Source organism: Stenotrophomonas sp. STEN020 (assembly GCF_056760195.1).
Genome location: NZ_JBRREI010000059.1, coordinates 1 through 17,615, shown reverse-complemented (window position 1 = coordinate 17,615; position 17,615 = coordinate 1). Strand labels below are relative to the sequence as shown.

Below are 17,615 nucleotides of genomic sequence, written 5' to 3'. Positions count from 1 at the left end.
CATTCCGCCACGTGGCGGGAGCCGGGCAGGTGCCGCGATGAACGCGGCGCTTGCGCGGGAGCGTGCTGGCTGGTTGGCCGAGCACATATTGCCTTGCGAGCCTGCCCTGCGCGACTGGCTGCGGCGACGCCTGTCGCTGCGCCAGGACGTGGATGACGTGATCCAGGAGACCTACGCCATCCTCGCCGGCATGGCGGATGTATCGCACATCCTGCAGCCCAAGGCCTACGTGTACTCGGTCGCCCACTCGGTTGTGCTGCAACAGTTGCGGCGCGCACAGGTGGTGTCGATCGAGGCCGTGGCCGAGATCGACCGCGTCGCCATCATCGGTGACGAAGTCAGCCCGGAACGGATGGCGTCGTCACGACAGGAACTGGCGCGCATAGGCGCCTTGATCGAGAGCCTGCCGGACAAGTGTCGGCAGGCGTTCGTGCTGCGGCGTGTGGAAGGCTACTCGCAGCGCGAGATCGCTGAACGCATGCAGATCAGCGAGAACACCGTGGAGAAACACATCTGCAAGGGAATCCGGGTATTGATGGATTCGATGAAGCGTGATGACGACGTAATGCAGAAGAGTAGTGAGCGGTTGGCCGCGGAAGGAGCAAGGCATGCGCGTCGGCGCTGATGCGAGTATTGATGATGTAGCCGCCAGTTGGGTGGCGCGCGAGGACCGCGCGCAACTCACGGTGGAGGAACGTGCGCAACGAGATGCCTGGCTGGAAGCCGATACGCGCCACTTTGGCGCTTATGCCCGCGCCCATGCGGTGCTGGCGCGTACCGACCGCGCACGCGCGCTGTCGGCCGGCGAAATGGACCGTGCATTCACCGCACGCGCGCCACGACGGGCGCGGCGTGTGCTGCGTTGGGCCGTGGGTCTGGCTGCCGTGGTTGGCGCGCTCGCCATCGGCGTGCAACGCCAGGACGACGGTGCCGAGTACTTCGCCACCCGCAAGGGCGAGATCCTGCGCGTACCGCTGCAGGACGGCTCGGCGATCACGCTGGATTCGGACTCGCAGGTGCGGGTGCAGTTCAGCGCGACGCGCCGTGATATCCACTTGCTGCAGGGCGAGGCCTTGTTCGACGTGGCCAAGAATCCGCAACGCCCGTTCGTGGTACGCGCGGAGGAAACCGATGTCACCGCGGTAGGCACCAGTTTCGCGGTTAGCCTTACCGAACGCCGCAGCGGTGGCGTGGAAGTGCTGGTGCGCGAAGGCATCGTCGATGTGACCGATACCCAGGGGGCGGTCGCCCCGGCACGATTGGTAGCCAACTATCGCGCGCTGGCCAACCGCAGCCACGGCATCCGCATCGAGGCCGTGCCCACGGATGATGTGGACCAGCAACTGGCCTGGCGCGAAGGCATGTTGTCGTTCAACGGCGACACCTTGTCGGTGGCGGCGGCGCAGTTCCTGCGCTACAGCGATACCCGCATCGTCATTGATGACCCGCTGGTTGGCAGCCGTCGCATCGTTGGCCTGTATTCGGCCAGTGACCCGCGCGGCTTCGCCAACAGCGTCGCCCTTAGCCTTGGCCTGGTGGTGCAGCAGCGCGGAGACGTGGTGCGGCTGAGCTCCCCTGATGCCGCACCGCATACGGCGCGGTCCATGCAATGAATCCGGATAAAAACATGCACTACAACAGCAAGCGTGGTTTCGCCTTGGCGGTGCTCACCGCGGCATTACTGGGGGCAGGGCAGGCCAGCGTGGCCGCTACTGCCGGCGACAAGGCATTGTTGATCCGCGATGCAATGGTCTTCGATGGCACCGGGCGCGCACCTTATGCGGCCAGCGTGCTGGTCGAAGACGGTCGTATCGCCGCCATCGGCGCAGAGCTGGCAGCCCCCAAGGGCGCACGCGTGGTCAATGCACGTGGCCAGGCCTTGCTGCCGGGTCTGTTCGATCTGCACACGCACTGGACGCCGAACGCCACGCCGTCAGAACTGCCGCAGGTGGCAAACCTCTACATGGCGGCCGGCGTTACCACGGTCAGCGATTTCCACGAGCCGCCGGAAGCCTATGCGCCACGCCGCGCATGGCTGGCCTCGATTGCCGCGCCCGACGTCAAGTTCGCCGCGCGCATGAGCACGCCGCTCGGCCATGGCGCGGATTGGGGTGACGAGAACACCACGCGCTGGGTGAACTCACCCGAGGCTGCGCGTGCAGGCGTGCGTGCGGTGGCCGCCTACAAGCCCGACTTCATCAAGGCCTTCACCGACGGCTGGCGTTATTCCAATGCCGCCGACAACAGCAGCATGGACGAGGAAACCCTCACCGCGCTGGTCGACGAGGCGCACAAGAATGGCCTCAAGGTGTTCACCCATACGGTGATGGTCAAGCGCGGCAAGGCCGCCGCACGCGCGGGCGTGGACGTGATCGCGCACAGCGTGCAGGACGGTGCGGTTGACGATGAGTTAATCGCGTTGATGCGCGAGCACGGTACCGCCTATGCACCCTCGCTGGCGGTATATCTGCCCGAGCGCGTCGATGGCAGCGGACGCAACAACGGCAAGCCGGATGTGCTGGCCCAGCGCGAGCAGAACTTCGCCAACGCCTTGCACAACGTCAAGACGCTGCACGATGCCGGTATCCCGGTAGTGGTGGGTACCGATGCAGGCATGACCGGCACACCGCATGGCACATCGACCCTGCGCGAACTGGAGCTGCTGGTGCAGGCCGGGCTGACCCCGAGCGAGGCGCTGCTGGCTGGTACCTCGGCCAGCGCCAAGGCGCTGGGCGTGAATGACCGTGGCAGCATCGAGGTCGGCAAACGTGCGGATCTGTTGCTGGTAAGCGGTCGCCCGTGGGAGAGCATCGGCGACGTTCGCAATACGCAGCAGGTATACGTGGCCGGTCGCCAGGTGCAAGGCAAGGGCGCGGTGTTGCCGGCCGGCAACAAGGCCTTGGCCTTGCCAGCGCAGCCGGTGCAGGCCCTGGTTGATGACTTCGAGCGCACTGATGGCCGTACTGCGCTGGACACGCTGCGCGTGGACGAGGCTGACGGCGGCAATGACCGTACCGCGCAGGTGACCGAGATCGTGGCACGCGAGACCGGCGGCAATGCACTGGCGACCCAGGCCAAGCTGTCCAGCAAGGACACTGCCTTCGCTGCGACGATCCTGCCGCTGAGCCGTGGTTCGGTGGCGCCGGTGGATGCGCGTTCTTATCGCGGCATCCGCTTGGAACTGCGTGGCAGCGCACCGGAATTGCAGCTGGAAGTGCGGGCGTTGGGCAACCGTCGTTTCATTGCCTCCCTGCAGGCCGGGGCGCAATGGCAGACGGTGGAGATTCCCTTCACCGCACTGCAGGGCCAGCCGCCGTATCGCGCCAAGGCACCCGTGGCGGTGTGGAAGGGCGATGACCTGCAGCAGCTGGTTGTCTCCGGCAGCGGTGAGCCCGGCAGCAAGCTGTGGTTCGAGATCGACAACGTCAGTTTCTATTGATGCGTGAGGCTGGCTGGATGAAGACCCGTTATCTGCGTGCCGCTCTGCTGGCAGCGTTGCTTCCTCATGCAGGAGCCACGCTTGCCGCGGACGTGATCAGTACGTTGGACAGCTACGCGCAGCGGCAGGCAGAGCTTGGGCAACAGTTGTGGCAGCAGCCCGAGCTCGGCTATCTGGAACATGCATCCTCGGCGTTGCTGCAGAAGGAACTACAGCAGGCGGGCTTCCATATCCAGGCCAATGTCGCAGGCATGCCGACGGCCTTCGTCGCAAGCTTCCGCAACGGCAGCAAGGGCCCGGTGATCGGGCTGCTGGCAGAAATGGATGCGCTGCCGGGCATGGCCCAGGCAGCAGAGCCGGTGCGCAGCGTCATTGCCGGCCAGGATGCCGGCCAGGCCTGCGGCCACAATCTGTTTGGTGCGGCGTCGGTGGGCGCAGCCCGCGCCTTGGCGCAGTGGATGCAGCAGACCGGAACGTCCGGCGAAGTGCGGCTGTACGGAACGCCGGCGGAGGAGGGCGGCTCCGGCAAGGTATACATGGCCAAGGCGGGGCTGTTCGATGACGTGGATGTGGTGCTGCATTGGCATCCGTCCGACGAGAACTCCGCTGCACAAGGCACCACCCTGGCCAATATCAGCGGCAAGTTCCGCTTCCACGGGCGTGCCGCCCACGCGGCAATCGCCCCCGAACGCGGCCGCTCCGCGCTGGACGGCGTGGAAGCCTTCAATTACATGGCCAACCTGATGCGCGAGCACGTGCCCGACGGCACCCGCATCCATTACGTGATCAGCAACGGCGGTGCCGCACCCAACGTGGTGCCGGATGCGGCCGAGGCTTACTACTACGTGCGCCACACCGACCCGGCGGTGGTGCGCGACGTGATCGAGCGTCTGCAGAAGGCGGCTGAAGGCGCGGCAATGGGAACAGGTACCACGGTCGAATTCGAACCGACCGGCGGCGTGTACTCGCTGTTGCCTAACGACACGCTGGGGCAGGTGATGCAGACAGCACTGCAACAGGTTGGTGGTGTGCAGTACGACGCGACCGAGCAGACGTTTGCGAAGAAGCTGCAGGAGAGTTTGGAAAAGCGCCCGGAGTTGCAGCAGGCGACGCAATTGCAGTCCTACCGTGCGGACCTGGCGGGCAGCGCATCCACCGACGTCGGTGATGTCAGCTGGAACGTCCCCACGGTTGGCGTCGGCACAGCCACCTGGGTACCCGGAACCCCGGCGCACAGCTGGCAGGCAGTAGCGGCATCGGGCATGTCGATCGGCGCCAAAGGCGCGTTGAACGCGGCCAAGGTAATGGCCCTGGCCGGCGTGCAGCTGCTGCAGTCGCCGGAGCTGGTAGCCAAGGCCAAGCAGGAGTTCGGTGACCGCCGTGGTGCAGGCTTCCGCTACATACCGCTGCTGCAGCGGGATGCACCGCCACTGGACTATCGGCGCAAGACCAAGGACTGAGGCACGCTGTCGCGCGATTGCAACCTTGGTTCTACGCGGGCTTCACCGCTGCGTGGGCAAGGTGGCGGCCGGAGTGATGTTGCTGGGTAGCCCATCGCGCCCTCGGGCGGCGACCCGACCCCCTCCATCGGGTCGCCGCTTGTGTTCGAGCAGGGCATGGGCATTTTGCGTGGTGCAGGCAACAGCGCTATGCTCGGGTCGCCGTGTGGGGCGGTAGCTCAGCTGGGAGAGCGTCGCGTTCGCAATGCGAAGGTCGGGAGTTCGATCCTCCTCCGCTCCACCAAGTATTCAAGCAAAGAAGCCGCATCGGATGATGCGGCTTCTTTGCGTTTTTGCGCTGGGAACAGGCGGTTTGGTGAATTTTTCGCCATGCGGCGGAGCAGCTTCTGTATCTGAAGCCACGCTACACAAGGCATTTCGAGGAATTTTCAGCGGATGTGAAAATTTTTGTGAAATTGGCTTGCCGAAACCGAAATAGCTCCGTAATATACGCCTCCTCGACGGCAGCAACGCCGACGAAAACAAAGTGGCCGAGTAGCTCAGTTGGTAGAGCAGGGGATTGAAAATCCCCGTGTCGGCGGTTCGATTCCGTCCTCGGCCACCAAAATTTCAAGGGTTCGCAGAAATGCGAGCCCTTTTTTGTTGTTTGTTTGCACCGTATTTGCACCGGTTGCGGTTGTATTGGTGCTTTGGTTTTGCGGTTTGTGGGTGCGGCGTAAGCTGCGAAGCTGGGGTTGCTGAAACTGCAAAGAGAGATCGCGATCTTGTGGGTCGTTTGCGTCGCGGCTTGCGCCGCTCTCACAAATGCGTGTACATGCGTTCTTTGGTGGTTTTGCCGAGCATGGCTCGGCACTACATTGGATGCGTGCCCCGACATTGTCGGGGCTCTGGGGCTCAGTTGCTTGGCAACAGCGGCCGCAGCACAGGCTCCAGCTGTTCGCGACGCCAGCCGGCCAGCGCGGTCGGCCATTCGCCGCTTTCCAGCAGCGCTTCCAGGTGCTTGCGCGAAGCAAGCAGCCCTTCGGGTAGTTCCAACTCGGCACTGCGCTTGCTGACCGCATCCTGCAGGCGTTTGATGGTGTTCTTGTTGCCGTCGGTGGCTGGCAGCGCCATCGGTGCGTCGGCTTCGTCGGCAAGCGGGGTGTTCAGCGCTTCCCACACCTGCTGGGCCAGCTTGCGCGGGGCCTTGGGGAAGCGGCCGAAGACTTTCAGCATGGCCTCGTAGTCGGCTGGTGTGGTGCGTGCCAGCACGTTGGCAAGTTCATTGTCCAGGATCCAGCTGCGCGGCTTGTCGCTGCTGCGGGCTTGCTGATCGCGCCAGCGCAGCAGGCGCAACAGGCGCAGCTGGGCGTCGCGCTCCAGCACCTGCGAGGAGCGCATCGACAGGTGCGGCCAATGCTCGCCTTCGTCGCCCTCGACGCTGGCCAGCAGGCGCTCGCCATCGTCCTGCAGCCATTGCATACGGCCTGTGGCCTGCAGCTTGGCGCTGATGGCGTCGTGCATGGCAAACAGGTATTCGACGTCGTCGGCGGCGTATTCCAGCTGCGCGTCGCTGAGCGGGCGCTTGAGCCAGTCAGAGCGGGTCTCGCCCTTGGGCAGGGTGACGCCGGTAATTTCGGCCACCAGCTTCTGGTAGCCCATGCCGCCGCCAATGCCGGCCAGTGCCGCGCCGATCTGGGTGTCGAACAGCGGCCGTGGCAGCGCGTCGCAGGCGCATTTGAAGGCGACCAGGTCTTCGCTGGCGCTGTGCATGATCTTGGTGATCGAGGTGTCGGTCAGCCAGGGCTTCAGCGCCTCGCACATGCCGGGAATCAATGGGTCGATCAGCAAGATCTCATCGCCGACCGCCATCTGCACCAGGGCCAGTTGCGGCCAATAGGTGCGTTCGCGGATGAATTCGGTGTCCAGCCCGATCCGGCTCGGGCGCTGGCGGTAGCGTTCTTCCAACTCCGCCGGGTGTTTGATCCAGTAAGCCACGTGGGGTTCCGTCAACTGCAGGGTTTGCTCAGGCAGGCGAGAATAGCCTAACGTCGGGCCGCTCCCGGGAAAGTGTGCAAGGTAATGGAGGCGTTTTTGGGTAAAACCGGCCAATTGTTGGGTCTGACGGCGCTGTTATTGGCGTTGGCGGGGTGCAGCGGCAGTGCGCCGCAGCCGCCTTCGGCTGCGCCAAATGCGGAGCCTGCAAAGAAACCCAGCTTGAGCGAGCGGCTGGAAGCAAGGGCTGAAGCACGTGCCGAAGCCAAGGCCGACGCGGCCGCGGCTACGAAGGCGGAGCCTGCAACGCCCGATCCCATCCCGCAGGTTGAGGAAATGACGCTGCCGGTCTGGAACGCGCCGGAAGTCAGTCTGCAGCCCGGGCAGCTGGCCGAAGCACGCAAGGCGGCCGACAAGGCGCTGGCCGAGGACAGGTTGTACCGCGACGCCGAGGACGCCATTCCGCTCTACCTGGCGATCCTGGCCCAGCAGCCGAAGGACAGGGCCGCGCAGCGCGGCCTGGACAAGGCCCGCCAGCGTCTGCGCGCGCAAGCCACCGCCTTGATGGCACAACCGGAGAACCAGCGGCAGGCCTTGGCCCAGGCCGCCGAAATCGCTGGTGTAGCGGTTGCCTTGGCGCCTGTGGGCAAGGCCGAGCAGGCCTTGCAGCAGCGTATCGCTGTGGCGCGGCGGCTGTTGGCATTGAACCGGGCTGGCGAACAGGCCCTGCGCCAGCATCATTTTGGTGAGGATGGCGGTGGTGCGCAGGCGGCGTTCCGCGAAGTACTGGCTACTGACCCGCTCAACAGCCGTGCAAGGCAGGGCTTGGCGGCAGTGGAAAGCGGCCTGATCCGCCGCGCTGAGCATGCCGCCGCGATGGAGTCGGATTTCGCCGCAGCTGCACGCTGGCTGGACAAGGCCACTACCATCCGCGGCGAAAGTGTGACCCTGAAGGACGCCCGCGCGCGCATCGAAGGCATCCGCACCGCCCAGCTTGATGCGCTGCGCGAAGGCGGGCTGCGTGATCTGGTCTCGTCCAAGGGGCTCAAGGATGCGCGGCTGAAGCTGGCCCAGGCCGAACGCATCGCGCTGCCCGGCGACCGTACCGTGGCCTTGCTGCGCGAGCGCATCGAACTGGTCACCCATTACGGCAGCTTCCGCCCGGGGCAGGTGTTCAGTGATGCCTTGAGTGAAGGCAGTCGCGGCCCGCAGATGGTGGTGGTGCCGTATGGCAGCTTCCAGATGGGGGCCAGCGAGGGTGAGATCGGCAGCAGCGATGCCGAGCGCCCGCAGCATCTGGTGAACTTCGAGCGCGGCTTTGCGATGTCGATCACCGAAGTCACCGTGGCTGATTTCCGCCGTTTCGTGGAAGCGGCCAAGGCGCGTCCGCGTGCGACCCGGCGCGGCCATTCCATTGTCTATGACGAGCGCAGCGGCAACTTCATCCGCCGTAGCGGGGTGGACTGGCAGTCCGATTACAACGGCGTCAAGGCCGCACCCAATAGCCCGGTGATGCATGTCAGCGTGCGCGACGCTGAGGCCTACGCGGCTTGGCTGTCCGATCAGACCGGGCGCTACTACCGCCTGCCTAGTGAATCGGAGTTCGAGTACGCGTTGCGGGCTGGCAGCCAGGGGCGCTTCCCGTGGGGGCGTTCGATGACGCCACCGGAGAACAGCGGCAACTTCACCGGCAGCCTCGACGTATCGCCCAGCGGCCGACACTGGAACAACGCCTTCGTCGGCTATGGCGACGGCTTCTGGGGCACCGCCCCGGTGGCCATGTTCCGCGCCAATGCCTGGGGCCTGCACGACATTAGCGGCAATGTCAGCGAGTGGGTTGCCGATTGCTGGCACGCCAGCTACCGGCGCGCACCGGCCGATGGCGCGGCCTGGTACAACCCGGGCTGCCGACAACGGGTGATCCGCGGTGGCAACTGGGCCAACGCGCCGGAGCAGACCCGAGCTGCGTGGCGGCAGTCACAGGACTCGGACGTCACCTCGGCGCGTATCGGCTTTCGCTTGGTTCGCGGAATTTGACCTTGCCGCGGCGTACGCTAGCGTTACCATCGACCATGGCCAGCCCGGCCCAGACGGAATCCAGCCATGCGACAAGATCCTTTTGGTAACCAAGGCAATGGCGGTCAACGTCGGCGCGGTGGCGGCCTGTTTGGCAATATCCGTTGGGTGATCCTGCTGGGCTTCGCGGTGTATGGCGGCTGCTATTACTTCGGCAATCGCTCGGTGGACCCGTATACCGGCGAGAAGGTGCTGATCGACAGTTCACTCAACGCCAGTGAAGAGAAGGCGATGGGGCTGCAGGCCTACCAGGAGATCCTGGCGCAGGAACGCCCGGTCGATCCCAATTCGCAGATTGCCCGCCAGGTGCGCGAGATTGCAAATCGCCTGATCGCCAAGGTCGACGTGGTGGAAACCTCATTGGCGCAGGAGCACGGCTTGCAGCCGCAGCACTTCGCCAAGGACTTCGAGTGGGATGTGAACGTGCTGCAGTCCGATCAGGCTAATGCCTTCTGCCTGCCCGGCGGCAAGATGGCGGTCTATACCGGGCTGATCCCGGTGGCGCAGAACGCCGATGCGCTGGCGGTAGTGATGGGTCACGAAATTGCCCACGCATTGCTGCGCCACGGCGCGCAGCGCATGGCACAGCAGAAGCTGACCCAGATCGGGCAGATGGCCGGCGCTGCCAGTGGCATGGACGGCCAGCAACAGCAGATGATGATGTCGGCCATGGGCTATGGCTATCTGCTGCCGTATGCGCGTTCGCATGAAACCCAGGCTGACGAAGTCGGACTGATGCTGGCCGCAGCTGCGTGTTTCAACCCGGAGGAGGCGGTGCCGCTATGGCAGCGCATGAGCGAGGCCAGTGGCGGGCAGGCGCCGCCGGAGTTCTCTTCCACCCATCCCAATCCCGGCACCCGCATCCAGAACCTGCAGGCGTTGATGCCCAAGGCGCTGGAGTACAAGCAGCGCTTCTGCACCGCAGGACCGGCAGCACGGCAGTAAGCATCACTGCGGACTGCACAAAGACATAACGAACGCCGGTGGATCCTCACCGGCGTTTTCATTTGATGGTGGGATGGCTGATGCGACGTGGTGCGGCGTTTGGCTTTGGTTTTGGAGTGTTGTTGATCGGGGTGATGGTCAGCTGTGGCTGGGCGGCACATGCCAAGCAGCTGTCCGCTGGTCGCTATGGCCGCGTGCAGGTGATGGAGCCGCCGGCCGCGCCGCGCGGCCTGGTGATCTATTTTGCAGACCCGGCGTTGCCGCAGACACAGCGCATGCATGTTGCCGGAGAGTTGGCGCAGGCCGGCGCATGGGTGGCGGTGGTGGATGCCGCGCGCTATCGGGAGCAGTTGCAACATGGCAATGGCAGCTGCCGGGCGATGGCCGACGATGCAGCGCTGCTCACCCAGAAGCTGCTCAAACGCGAGCGCGCCGAGCAGTTCTTCCTGCCGGTATTGTTTGGCCAAGGCAGCAGCGCTGACCTCGTGCGCGCCAGTGCTGCCGGGGCTGCGCCGGGCGAATTTGCGGCGGCGCTGGTCACTGCGACCAGCGCCGGTTCGAGTGATATCGATTGCGCTGGCGGAACGGCCACCGTGCAGGTCAAATCGTTGTCGGAGCAAGCGCTGTTGGCCGCTTTACCAGCGACGCTGAGCGCCGCACCTGCGCAGGGTGTGGCGACCTTGCCGCTGGTCGAGATGCCGATTGCTGGCAGCAAGCGGATGGTGGTGCTGATCTCAGGCGATGGTGGCTGGCGCGACCTGGACAAGGGCTTGGCACATGAACTCAACCAGCGCGGCATATCCGTCGTCGGCTGGAACAGCCTGCGTTACTTCTGGAAGAAGCGAACCACAGCTCAGCTGGCTGCCGACCTGGACAGTGTTCTGCGCACCTATCGGCAACGTTGGCAGGCCGACGATGTGGCGTTGGTTGGCTATTCGTTTGGTGCGGATGTGCTGCCATTTGCCTATCCGCTGCTCAGTGAGCAGGAGCGTGGTCCGGTGCGACTGGTGTCGCTATTGGGGCTTGCGCACGGTGCTGATTTCGAGGTGCGGGTAGGCGGCTGGTTGGGCTGGTTCCGGGCCCAGGAGGTGCCTGTGCAACCTGCTTTGGCCGGTTTGCAGCCGGTCGCACACCAGTGCGTCTACGGTACTGAAGAAAAAGACAGCCTATGCCGCGACCTGCGAGGCGATGCACACATGCAGGTGGTCGAACTCCCCGGCGGGCATCATTTCGACCGTGATCCGGGCAAGCTGGCAAAGATCATCGTCGATCGTTGGGATGCCGCACCGGCTCAGCCCTGAGTGGAGTCGCCTGTTGCTGGTTTGGCGGCAACCTGCTCAACCCGCAGCTGCAGCTCACCTTCGGCCAGGCGCGCGCGCAGCTGCTCGCCGGGCTTGACCTGCTCGGCGTTACGTACCAGAGCGCCGTCTTCAAGCTTGGTCAGGATCGAATAGCCACGTGCCACGGTAGCCAACGGGCTCACCGCTTCCAGCGAGCGGGCGAGCCCGCGCAGGCGCAATCCATCGCGTTGCAGCTGGCGCGCCATGGCCGCATGGGCGCGCGGCGCCAAGGTCGCCAGTTTCTCGGCCAATGCGCTCAAACGGCGCTGCGGCTGGGTGCTGCGCAGCACGGTGGCGGCATGCCGGAGCCGGGCCGCGCGACGTTCCTGTTGTTGTTGCCAGGTGGCGTGCAGGCGCGCGAACGCAGCCTCCTGGCGATGCTTGAGCAGGTTCAGTCGTGCCTGCGGGCTATGTGCCTGCAACCGCAAGGCGGCGCGGTCGGCGCGCTGCATGGCCTGGCTCATCGCGTGTACCTGCAGCTGCTGCAGGCGCTGCGCCAACCGGCGTACCCGTAACGCAAGATCGCGTTGATCCGGCACCAGCAGCTCGGCGGCCACGGAAGGCGTCGGCGCGCGCAGATCGGCGGCGAAATCGCTGAGGCTGAAGTCAGTTTCGTGGCCTACCGCCGAGACCACCGGCGTGTTGCTGGAGGCGACCGCACGCGCCAGCTGCTCATCGTTGAATGCCCACAAGTCTTCCAATGAACCGCCACCACGGGTCAGCAGGATCACGTCGTAGCGGCCGCTGGCATCCGCCTGGCGCAGCAATGAGGTGATCTGCGGTGCCGCGGTTGCGCCCTGTACCAGTGACGGCAGCAGCTCGACTTCCAGCATCGGGAAGCGCCGCTCCAGCACGCTCAATACGTCGCGCACCGCAGCGCCACTTGGTGAGGTGATCACCGCCAGGCGGCGTACATGCGCAGGCAGCGGACGCTTGCGTGCTGGATCGAACAGGCCTTCGGCTTCGAGCCTGGCTTTCAGTTCGTCATAAGCGCGGCGCAACGCGCCTTCGCCGGCTTCTTCCATGTGATCGAGGATCAGCTGGTAGTCGCCGCGTGCTTCGTAAAGGGTCAGGCGGCCACGCACCAATACGCGCATGCCTTCGCGCGGGATGAACTTCAGCCACTGGCTCTTGGGCTTGAACATCGCCGCACGCACCTGAGCGCGGGCGTCCTTCAGGGTGAAGTACAGGTGCCCGGAGGCAGGTCGGCTGACACCGCCCAGTTCGCCTTCCACCCACACCATCGGGAAGGCGCTCTCCAGAAGATCGCGCGCCAAGGTGTTGAGCTGATTGGGGGTGAGGACGTCGTTGCTGGAAGTCATGGTTCAACTGCTATGCCGGTAGGGCGCACGTCTGTGCCGAGGGCGCAGGCGAGCTGACGGCCGCTATCTTACGGGAGCGATTGCGCCGGCCGGGGAAATCGGAGAGGGATCAGGGCTTCTGCGCGTCGTCGGCATGCCGCTGCAAGGCCCACTGCACATGCTCACGGACCACCTCGGAAGCATGCGCCTGGCGGCTTTGCAGCGCCTGTTGCGCTGCGGGCGAGGGTGCTGCGTTGCCCAGCGCCACGGCGATATTGCGCAGCCAGCGTTCGTGGCCACTGCGGCGGATCGGGCTGCCTTCGGTGCGGCGCAGGAACTCGTCCTCTTCCCAGGCGAACAGCTCGGGTAGGGTGGCGGTGTCCAGGTTGTTGCGGGCGCGGAAATCCGGCTCGTCGGTGCGCTGGGCGAACTTGTTCCACGGGCACACCAGTTGGCAGTCATCGCAGCCGTAGATGCGATTGCCCATCAGCGGGCGCATTTCCAGCGGAATCGCGCCTTCGTGCTCGATGGTCAGATAGGAGATGCAGCGGCGCGCGTCCAAACGATGCGGGGCAATGATGGCTGCGGTGGGGCAGACATCGATGCAGCGCGTGCAGCTGCCGCAGTGTGCGGTGGCCGGCACATCCACCGGCAGCGGCAGATCGACGTAGATCTCACCGAGGAAGAACCACGAGCCGCCGTTACGGTCGATAAGACAGGTGTGCTTGCCGATCCAGCCCAGTCCTGCATTGCGCGCCAGAGCGCGCTCCAGCACCGGCGCCGAGTCGACGAAGACCCGGTAACCGAACTGGCCGATTTCGCTGGCGATACGCTCGGCCAGCTTCTGCAGGCGGTTGCGCATGAGCTTGTGGTAATCGCGGCCCAGCGCATAGCGCGCCACATAGGCGCGCTCGCCGTCATTCAGGGTCGCCCAAGCTTCAGCATCGTCCTTGTGGCCGTAGTCCAGGCCGACCGAGATGACCCGCAGCGTGCCGGGCAGTAGTTCCTGTGGGCGTGCCCGCAGGGTGCCGTGGCGGGCCATCCATTCCATCGTCCCGTACAGACCTTTGCCGAGCCAGTCGGCCAGATGTGCCTCATCCTCGCCCAGCTCGATGCCGCTGACCCCACAGCGCTGGAAGCCTGCCTCGCGGGCAAGCTGGCGGATGCGCAGCGACAACTGCGCCGGATTTGCGGCGGTAACGGCTTCAGACATGCTGCAAGTATAGAATTGCCAGCATGTCAGAGCCCGTCGAACTGTTCGATATCGCCGCTGCCCGCCAGATTGATGGGCAAGCGACCGCCGCCTTGGGTGGCGATGCTTACGTGCTGATGCAGCGTGCAGGCCACGCCGCCTGGCAGACCGTGTTGCAGTATTGGCCGCAGGCGCGGCGCATCGTGGTGGTCTGCGGGCCGGGCAACAACGGCGGGGATGGTTATGTGCTGGCCCGTCACGCCCGCCAGTCCGGACGCGACGTCAGCGTGCTGCACCTGCCGGAGGCCTCGCCACGCACGCCCTTGGCGCAGCGCGCCTGTACCGATTATCTGGCCGTTGGTGGCCATGTCGAGATTGCCCAGCATTGCCTGCAGCAGGCCGACCTGATCGTCGATGCGTTGTATGGCATCGGTTTCAATCGTGCCCCGCAGGCCGACGACGCGGCCCTGATCGCTGCGATCAACGCTGCATTGGCGCCGGTATTCGCGCTGGATGTGCCCAGTGGCGTCGATGCGCTCAGCGGCAATGTGGCCGGCGCCGCGGTCCGTGCGGCGCGGGTATTGCAGTTCATCGTGCCGCATCAAGGCCTGCACACCGGTGCAGCGCTGGAGCATGCCGGGCAGCGTTTGCTGGCGAATCTCGAAGTACCGGCTGCGGCATTTGATGGCGTCAGCGCGAGTGCGCTGCGCTGGGCCAAGCCGCAGTTGCTGGCGGCTCTGCCGCCGCGCAGGCTCAACACGCATAAAGGCGAATCGGGACATGTGCTGTGCGTAGGTGGCAACCATGGCAGCGGCGGCGCGGTGATGCTCGCTGCCGAGGCTGCGCTGCGCAGTGGCGCCGGTCTTTGCAGTGTTGCAACGCGCGCGCTACATGTGGCGCCGTTGTTGGCGCGTTGCCCCGAAGCGATGGTGCACGCTGTCGATAGTTCCGAGGACTTCGCGCCGCTGCTGGCGCGTGCCAGTGTCATCGCACTGGGGCCAGGGCTGGGCCAGGATGATTGGGCGCATGCGCTGTGGTCGGTGGTGCTGGCCAGCGGCAAGCCACTGGTGCTCGATGCCGATGGTTTGAATCTGCTTGCTGCAGATCCACGGCCGCTGCCGCAGGCGATCCTCACCCCGCATCCGGGCGAGGCCGCGCGCCTGCTCGGCACCGATACCGCCAGCATCCAACGTGATCGCTTCGCCGCAGCGCATGCGTTGGCTGCGCGCTACGCGGCGGTCGTGGTGCTCAAAGGTGCCGGTACTGTGATCGCCGCGCCGGGACAGCTGCCGCGGGTCATTGCAGCCGGCAACCCGGGGATGGCGGTAGGCGGCATGGGCGATCTGCTGACCGGCGCTGTTGCTGCAGTGCTTGCGCAAGGACTGTCGCTGTTTGATGCAGCCAGCACTGGCGCCCTGCTGCACAGCCTTGCTGGCGACGCAGCGGCCACCGAAGGTGAGCGCGGGCTGTTGCCACGCGATCTGTTGCCACACCTGCGGACGCTGGCCAATCCATAATGTCTCCCATGATCGAATTGTCTTTGCCCCAAGCCGAGAGCACCGACCTGCTGGGTCAGGCCTTGGCACAGACCCGGCCCGCGCAGGCGGTGGTTCACCTGCAAGGTGATCTTGGCGCCGGAAAATCCACCCTGGCCCGCGCCCTGCTGCGTGCGCTGGGCGTGCAGGGGCCGATCCGCAGCCCCACCTACACCTTGATCGAGCGCTATCCGCTGGATAACGGCGAAGCCTGGCATCTGGACCTGTACCGGATCGGCAATGCCGGCGAGCTGGATTTTCTTGGTCTAGACGACGCCAGTGCCGACTTGTGGCTGATCGAATGGCCCGAGCGCGGAGCAGGCGGGCTGCCGCCGCTGGACCTGGTGGTTGCGCTGGAGATAGACGGCCATGGCCGCCGCGCGCAGCTGCAGGCACATAGCCCAACCGGTGAAGCCTGGCTGCAGCGGCTGCGCAAAACGGAGCACTTGCAGGGGCTTTCTGCCCTGTAACAACAGGAAGTTACGGCAGGTTGCGGATTATTAAGGGAAAAAATGTTGCAATTACCGAAATCCGGTGATTGAATCCGCTCATGACTACGGGAAACCGCCTGTTCGCATTGTCTGTCGCCGTCGCCGGCCTGTGCCTGGCCAGCGCTTCTGCGTGGGCCGGTGAGATCCGGGGGCTGGGCTTGAGCGCTGGCGCGACCGGCACCCGGGCCGAGATCCAGCTGGCCGGTGGTGGCAGTTACAAGACCATCAGCCTGGCCGGTCCCAATCGTCTGGTCATCGATTTTCCTGACTCCACCAGCGTGCGCGGCCTCAAGTTGCCCGCGGCCGTTGGTGTGGTTACCGCCGTGCGCACCGGCAACCCGGTGCCTGGCACGTTCCGCATCGTGTTTGATCTGGCCGAATCGGTGGCCGCGTTCAAGCCACAGATGCAGGGGCAGGGTGCCGAGTCCAAGCTACTGATCGAGTGGCCGGGTGAAACCGCGCCGCGTGCGACCGCTGCGGTGGCCGCACCTGTTGCGAGTACGCCGCCGGCATCCGTGGCGCAGGCCGCTCCTGCAGTGAATCCTGCGCAGGCCCGTGCCGAGGCTGCCCGTGCTACCGCGGCGTTGACTGCGGCGGTGCGCCAGCAGGCGAGCACGCCGCCGGTCCAGGTTGCGCCGAATCCCGCACCAGCGTCGGCGCCGGTAACGACTGTCGCCGCCGCCATTCCGTCGGCAGCGCCGTCTACGTCTTCAGCAGCAGCCATCCTCAGCGGCCAGAGCACTCCGGTCCGTACGACGATCGCCACTGGTGTACCGACCCCGATCACGCGCCCGGCTGAGCCCGCTACCGTAGCGCCGGTCGCAGCGGCGGAAACGCCTGCGCCGCGTCCGGTCATGCCAAGTGACGCGTCACGAATTCGTATGGCGCCGGGCATGCGCAATCTGGTGGTTGCCATCGATCCGGGCCACGGCGGCCAGGATCCGGGTGCCGTCGGACCTACCGGCAAACGCGAGAAGGACGTGACGCTGGCCGTCGCACGTGAGCTGGCCCGTCAGGTCAATGCAACGCCAGGCCTGCGCGCATACCTGACCCGCGACACCGACGTATTCATCCCGCTGCCGATGCGCGCCCAGCGTGCGCGTGCTGCCAAAGCAGACATCTTCATCTCGATCCACGCCGATGCGGCTGAAAACCGCTCGGCGACGGGTTCCTCGGTTTATGTATTGTCGACCAAGGGCGCGTCCTCGCAGCGTGCGCGTTGGCTGGCGGACAAGGAAAACGCCGCCGACTTGATTGGCGGTGTCAGCCTCAGCCGTACCGAAGGCACCTTGGCCAACGTGCTGCTGGATCTGGCTCAGAGCGGCAACATGAAGGCGTCCGAAGATGCGGCCGGGCACGTGCTCGGCGGCCTCAAGCGCATCGGCAACAACCACAAGCCGAACCTTGAGCGGGCCAACTTTGCCGTGCTGCGTACCTCCGACATGCCGGCGATGCTGGTCGAAACCGCGTTCATCTCCAACCCGGACGAAGAGCGCCGCCTGATCGATCCGGCCTATCAACGTCGCATTGCCGGCGCTGTGCTGGATGGCGTGCATACCTTCTTCAGCCGTCAGCCACCGCCGGGTACCTTGTTCGCCGCTCGCGCCCAGGCTGAGATGGACGCTGCCGCTGGCACGGTTGCTGGTGGTAGCAAGTAAAGCAGCACAGGCTTGAAGCCAGCTGCTGGCGGGGTTTTAAGCTATGAGACATTCAGAAACCGATGCCAACGATGCGGGCATCGGTTTTTTTGTAGGAGCGGGGGGGGGCGCGGCGCGGCGACCGCGGGCGCGGGGGTTGGGGGGGGGCGGGGGGCCGGGGCCGCCACAAAAAAGGCGGGGGGGGGGGGGGGGGGGGGGGGGGGG

Annotated in this window: 13 protein-coding genes and 2 tRNA genes; 12 read left to right on the top strand and 3 right to left on the bottom strand. The window is 65.4% G+C overall.

The genetic code is table 11. The features are described 5' to 3' along the window. Positions 1-37: 37 nt before the first annotated feature. The 6 genes from ACVOLZ_RS18860 (at position 38) to ACVOLZ_RS18835 (ending at position 5,503) form a co-directional block, all read left to right on the top strand. Positions 38-625, top strand: coding sequence for an RNA polymerase sigma factor (locus ACVOLZ_RS18860; protein ID WP_481517459.1), 588 nt, complete (start codon positions 38-40; stop codon positions 623-625). Beyond that, entirely contained in the window at positions 609-1,613 is a 1,005-nt protein-coding gene (locus tag ACVOLZ_RS18855) for a FecR family protein (RefSeq protein WP_481517458.1), read from the top strand. The genes ACVOLZ_RS18860 and ACVOLZ_RS18855 overlap by 17 nt, the downstream gene beginning before the upstream one ends. Beyond that, on the top strand, positions 1,610-3,439 hold the full coding sequence (locus ACVOLZ_RS18850; RefSeq protein ID WP_481517457.1) for an amidohydrolase family protein: 1,830 nt from the start codon (positions 1,610-1,612) through the stop codon (positions 3,437-3,439). Before ACVOLZ_RS18855 ends, ACVOLZ_RS18850 begins: the two co-directional genes overlap by 4 nt. A 17-nt stretch (positions 3,440-3,456) precedes the next feature. Next, positions 3,457-4,899, top strand: a complete 1,443-nt coding sequence (locus ACVOLZ_RS18845) for an amidohydrolase (protein ID WP_481517456.1) — start codon at positions 3,457-3,459, stop codon at positions 4,897-4,899. Between the two features lie 207 nt (positions 4,900-5,106). After that, a tRNA-Ala gene (locus ACVOLZ_RS18840) sits at positions 5,107-5,182 on the top strand. A gap of 245 nt (positions 5,183-5,427) precedes the next feature. After that, positions 5,428-5,503: transfer RNA gene (locus ACVOLZ_RS18835), tRNA-Phe, on the top strand. 290 nt (positions 5,504-5,793) lie between these two features. Here the strand turns inward: ACVOLZ_RS18835 and rnd are convergent. Beyond that, positions 5,794-6,876: a ribonuclease D gene (gene rnd, locus ACVOLZ_RS18830; protein WP_481517455.1), complete on the bottom strand. Its 1,083-nt coding sequence runs from the start codon at positions 6,874-6,876 to the stop codon at positions 5,794-5,796. A gap of 84 nt (positions 6,877-6,960) precedes the next feature. On the opposite strand from rnd, the gene ACVOLZ_RS18825 reads away from it, so the two are divergent. The 3 genes from ACVOLZ_RS18825 to ACVOLZ_RS18815 all read left to right on the top strand — a co-directional run bounded on the left by ACVOLZ_RS18825 (position 6,961) and on the right by ACVOLZ_RS18815 (position 11,195). After that, positions 6,961-8,910, top strand: coding sequence for a formylglycine-generating enzyme family protein (locus tag ACVOLZ_RS18825; RefSeq protein ID WP_481517454.1), 1,950 nt, complete (start codon positions 6,961-6,963; stop codon positions 8,908-8,910). Positions 8,911-8,976: 66 nt separating this feature from the next. Next, positions 8,977-9,894: a M48 family metallopeptidase gene (locus ACVOLZ_RS18820; RefSeq protein ID WP_481517453.1), complete on the top strand. Its 918-nt coding sequence runs from the start codon at positions 8,977-8,979 to the stop codon at positions 9,892-9,894. Between the two features lie 80 nt (positions 9,895-9,974). Then, entirely contained in the window at positions 9,975-11,195 is a 1,221-nt protein-coding gene (locus ACVOLZ_RS18815) for a virulence factor family protein (RefSeq protein WP_481517452.1), read from the top strand. Here ACVOLZ_RS18815 and xseA read toward each other — a convergent pair. Further along, positions 11,186-12,556 carry an exodeoxyribonuclease VII large subunit gene (gene xseA / locus ACVOLZ_RS18810; RefSeq protein ID WP_481517451.1) on the bottom strand — a complete coding sequence of 457 codons (1,371 nt, stop codon included), beginning with the start codon at positions 12,554-12,556 and terminating at the stop codon, positions 11,186-11,188. The genes ACVOLZ_RS18815 and xseA overlap by 10 nt on opposite strands. A gap of 109 nt (positions 12,557-12,665) precedes the next feature. Next, entirely contained in the window at positions 12,666-13,748 is a 1,083-nt protein-coding gene (gene queG / locus ACVOLZ_RS18805) for a tRNA epoxyqueuosine(34) reductase QueG (protein WP_481517450.1), read from the bottom strand. Positions 13,749-13,771: 23 nt separating this feature from the next. Here queG and ACVOLZ_RS18800 point away from each other — a divergent pair, with 23 nt between their 5' ends. The 3 genes from ACVOLZ_RS18800 to ACVOLZ_RS18790 all read left to right on the top strand — a co-directional run bounded on the left by ACVOLZ_RS18800 (position 13,772) and on the right by ACVOLZ_RS18790 (position 17,411). Next, the gene (locus tag ACVOLZ_RS18800) at positions 13,772-15,244 is read left to right on the top strand and encodes an NAD(P)H-hydrate dehydratase (protein ID WP_481517449.1); all 1,473 of its coding nucleotides are present in this window, start codon (positions 13,772-13,774) and stop codon (positions 15,242-15,244) included. 8 nt (positions 15,245-15,252) lie between these two features. Beyond that, positions 15,253-15,732, top strand: coding sequence for a tRNA (adenosine(37)-N6)-threonylcarbamoyltransferase complex ATPase subunit type 1 TsaE (gene tsaE / locus ACVOLZ_RS18795; RefSeq protein ID WP_481517448.1), 480 nt, complete (start codon positions 15,253-15,255; stop codon positions 15,730-15,732). Positions 15,733-15,812: 80 nt separating this feature from the next. Next, positions 15,813-17,411 carry an N-acetylmuramoyl-L-alanine amidase gene (locus ACVOLZ_RS18790; protein WP_481517447.1) on the top strand — a complete coding sequence of 533 codons (1,599 nt, stop codon included), beginning with the start codon at positions 15,813-15,815 and terminating at the stop codon, positions 17,409-17,411. Positions 17,412-17,615: the final 204 nt, after the last annotated feature.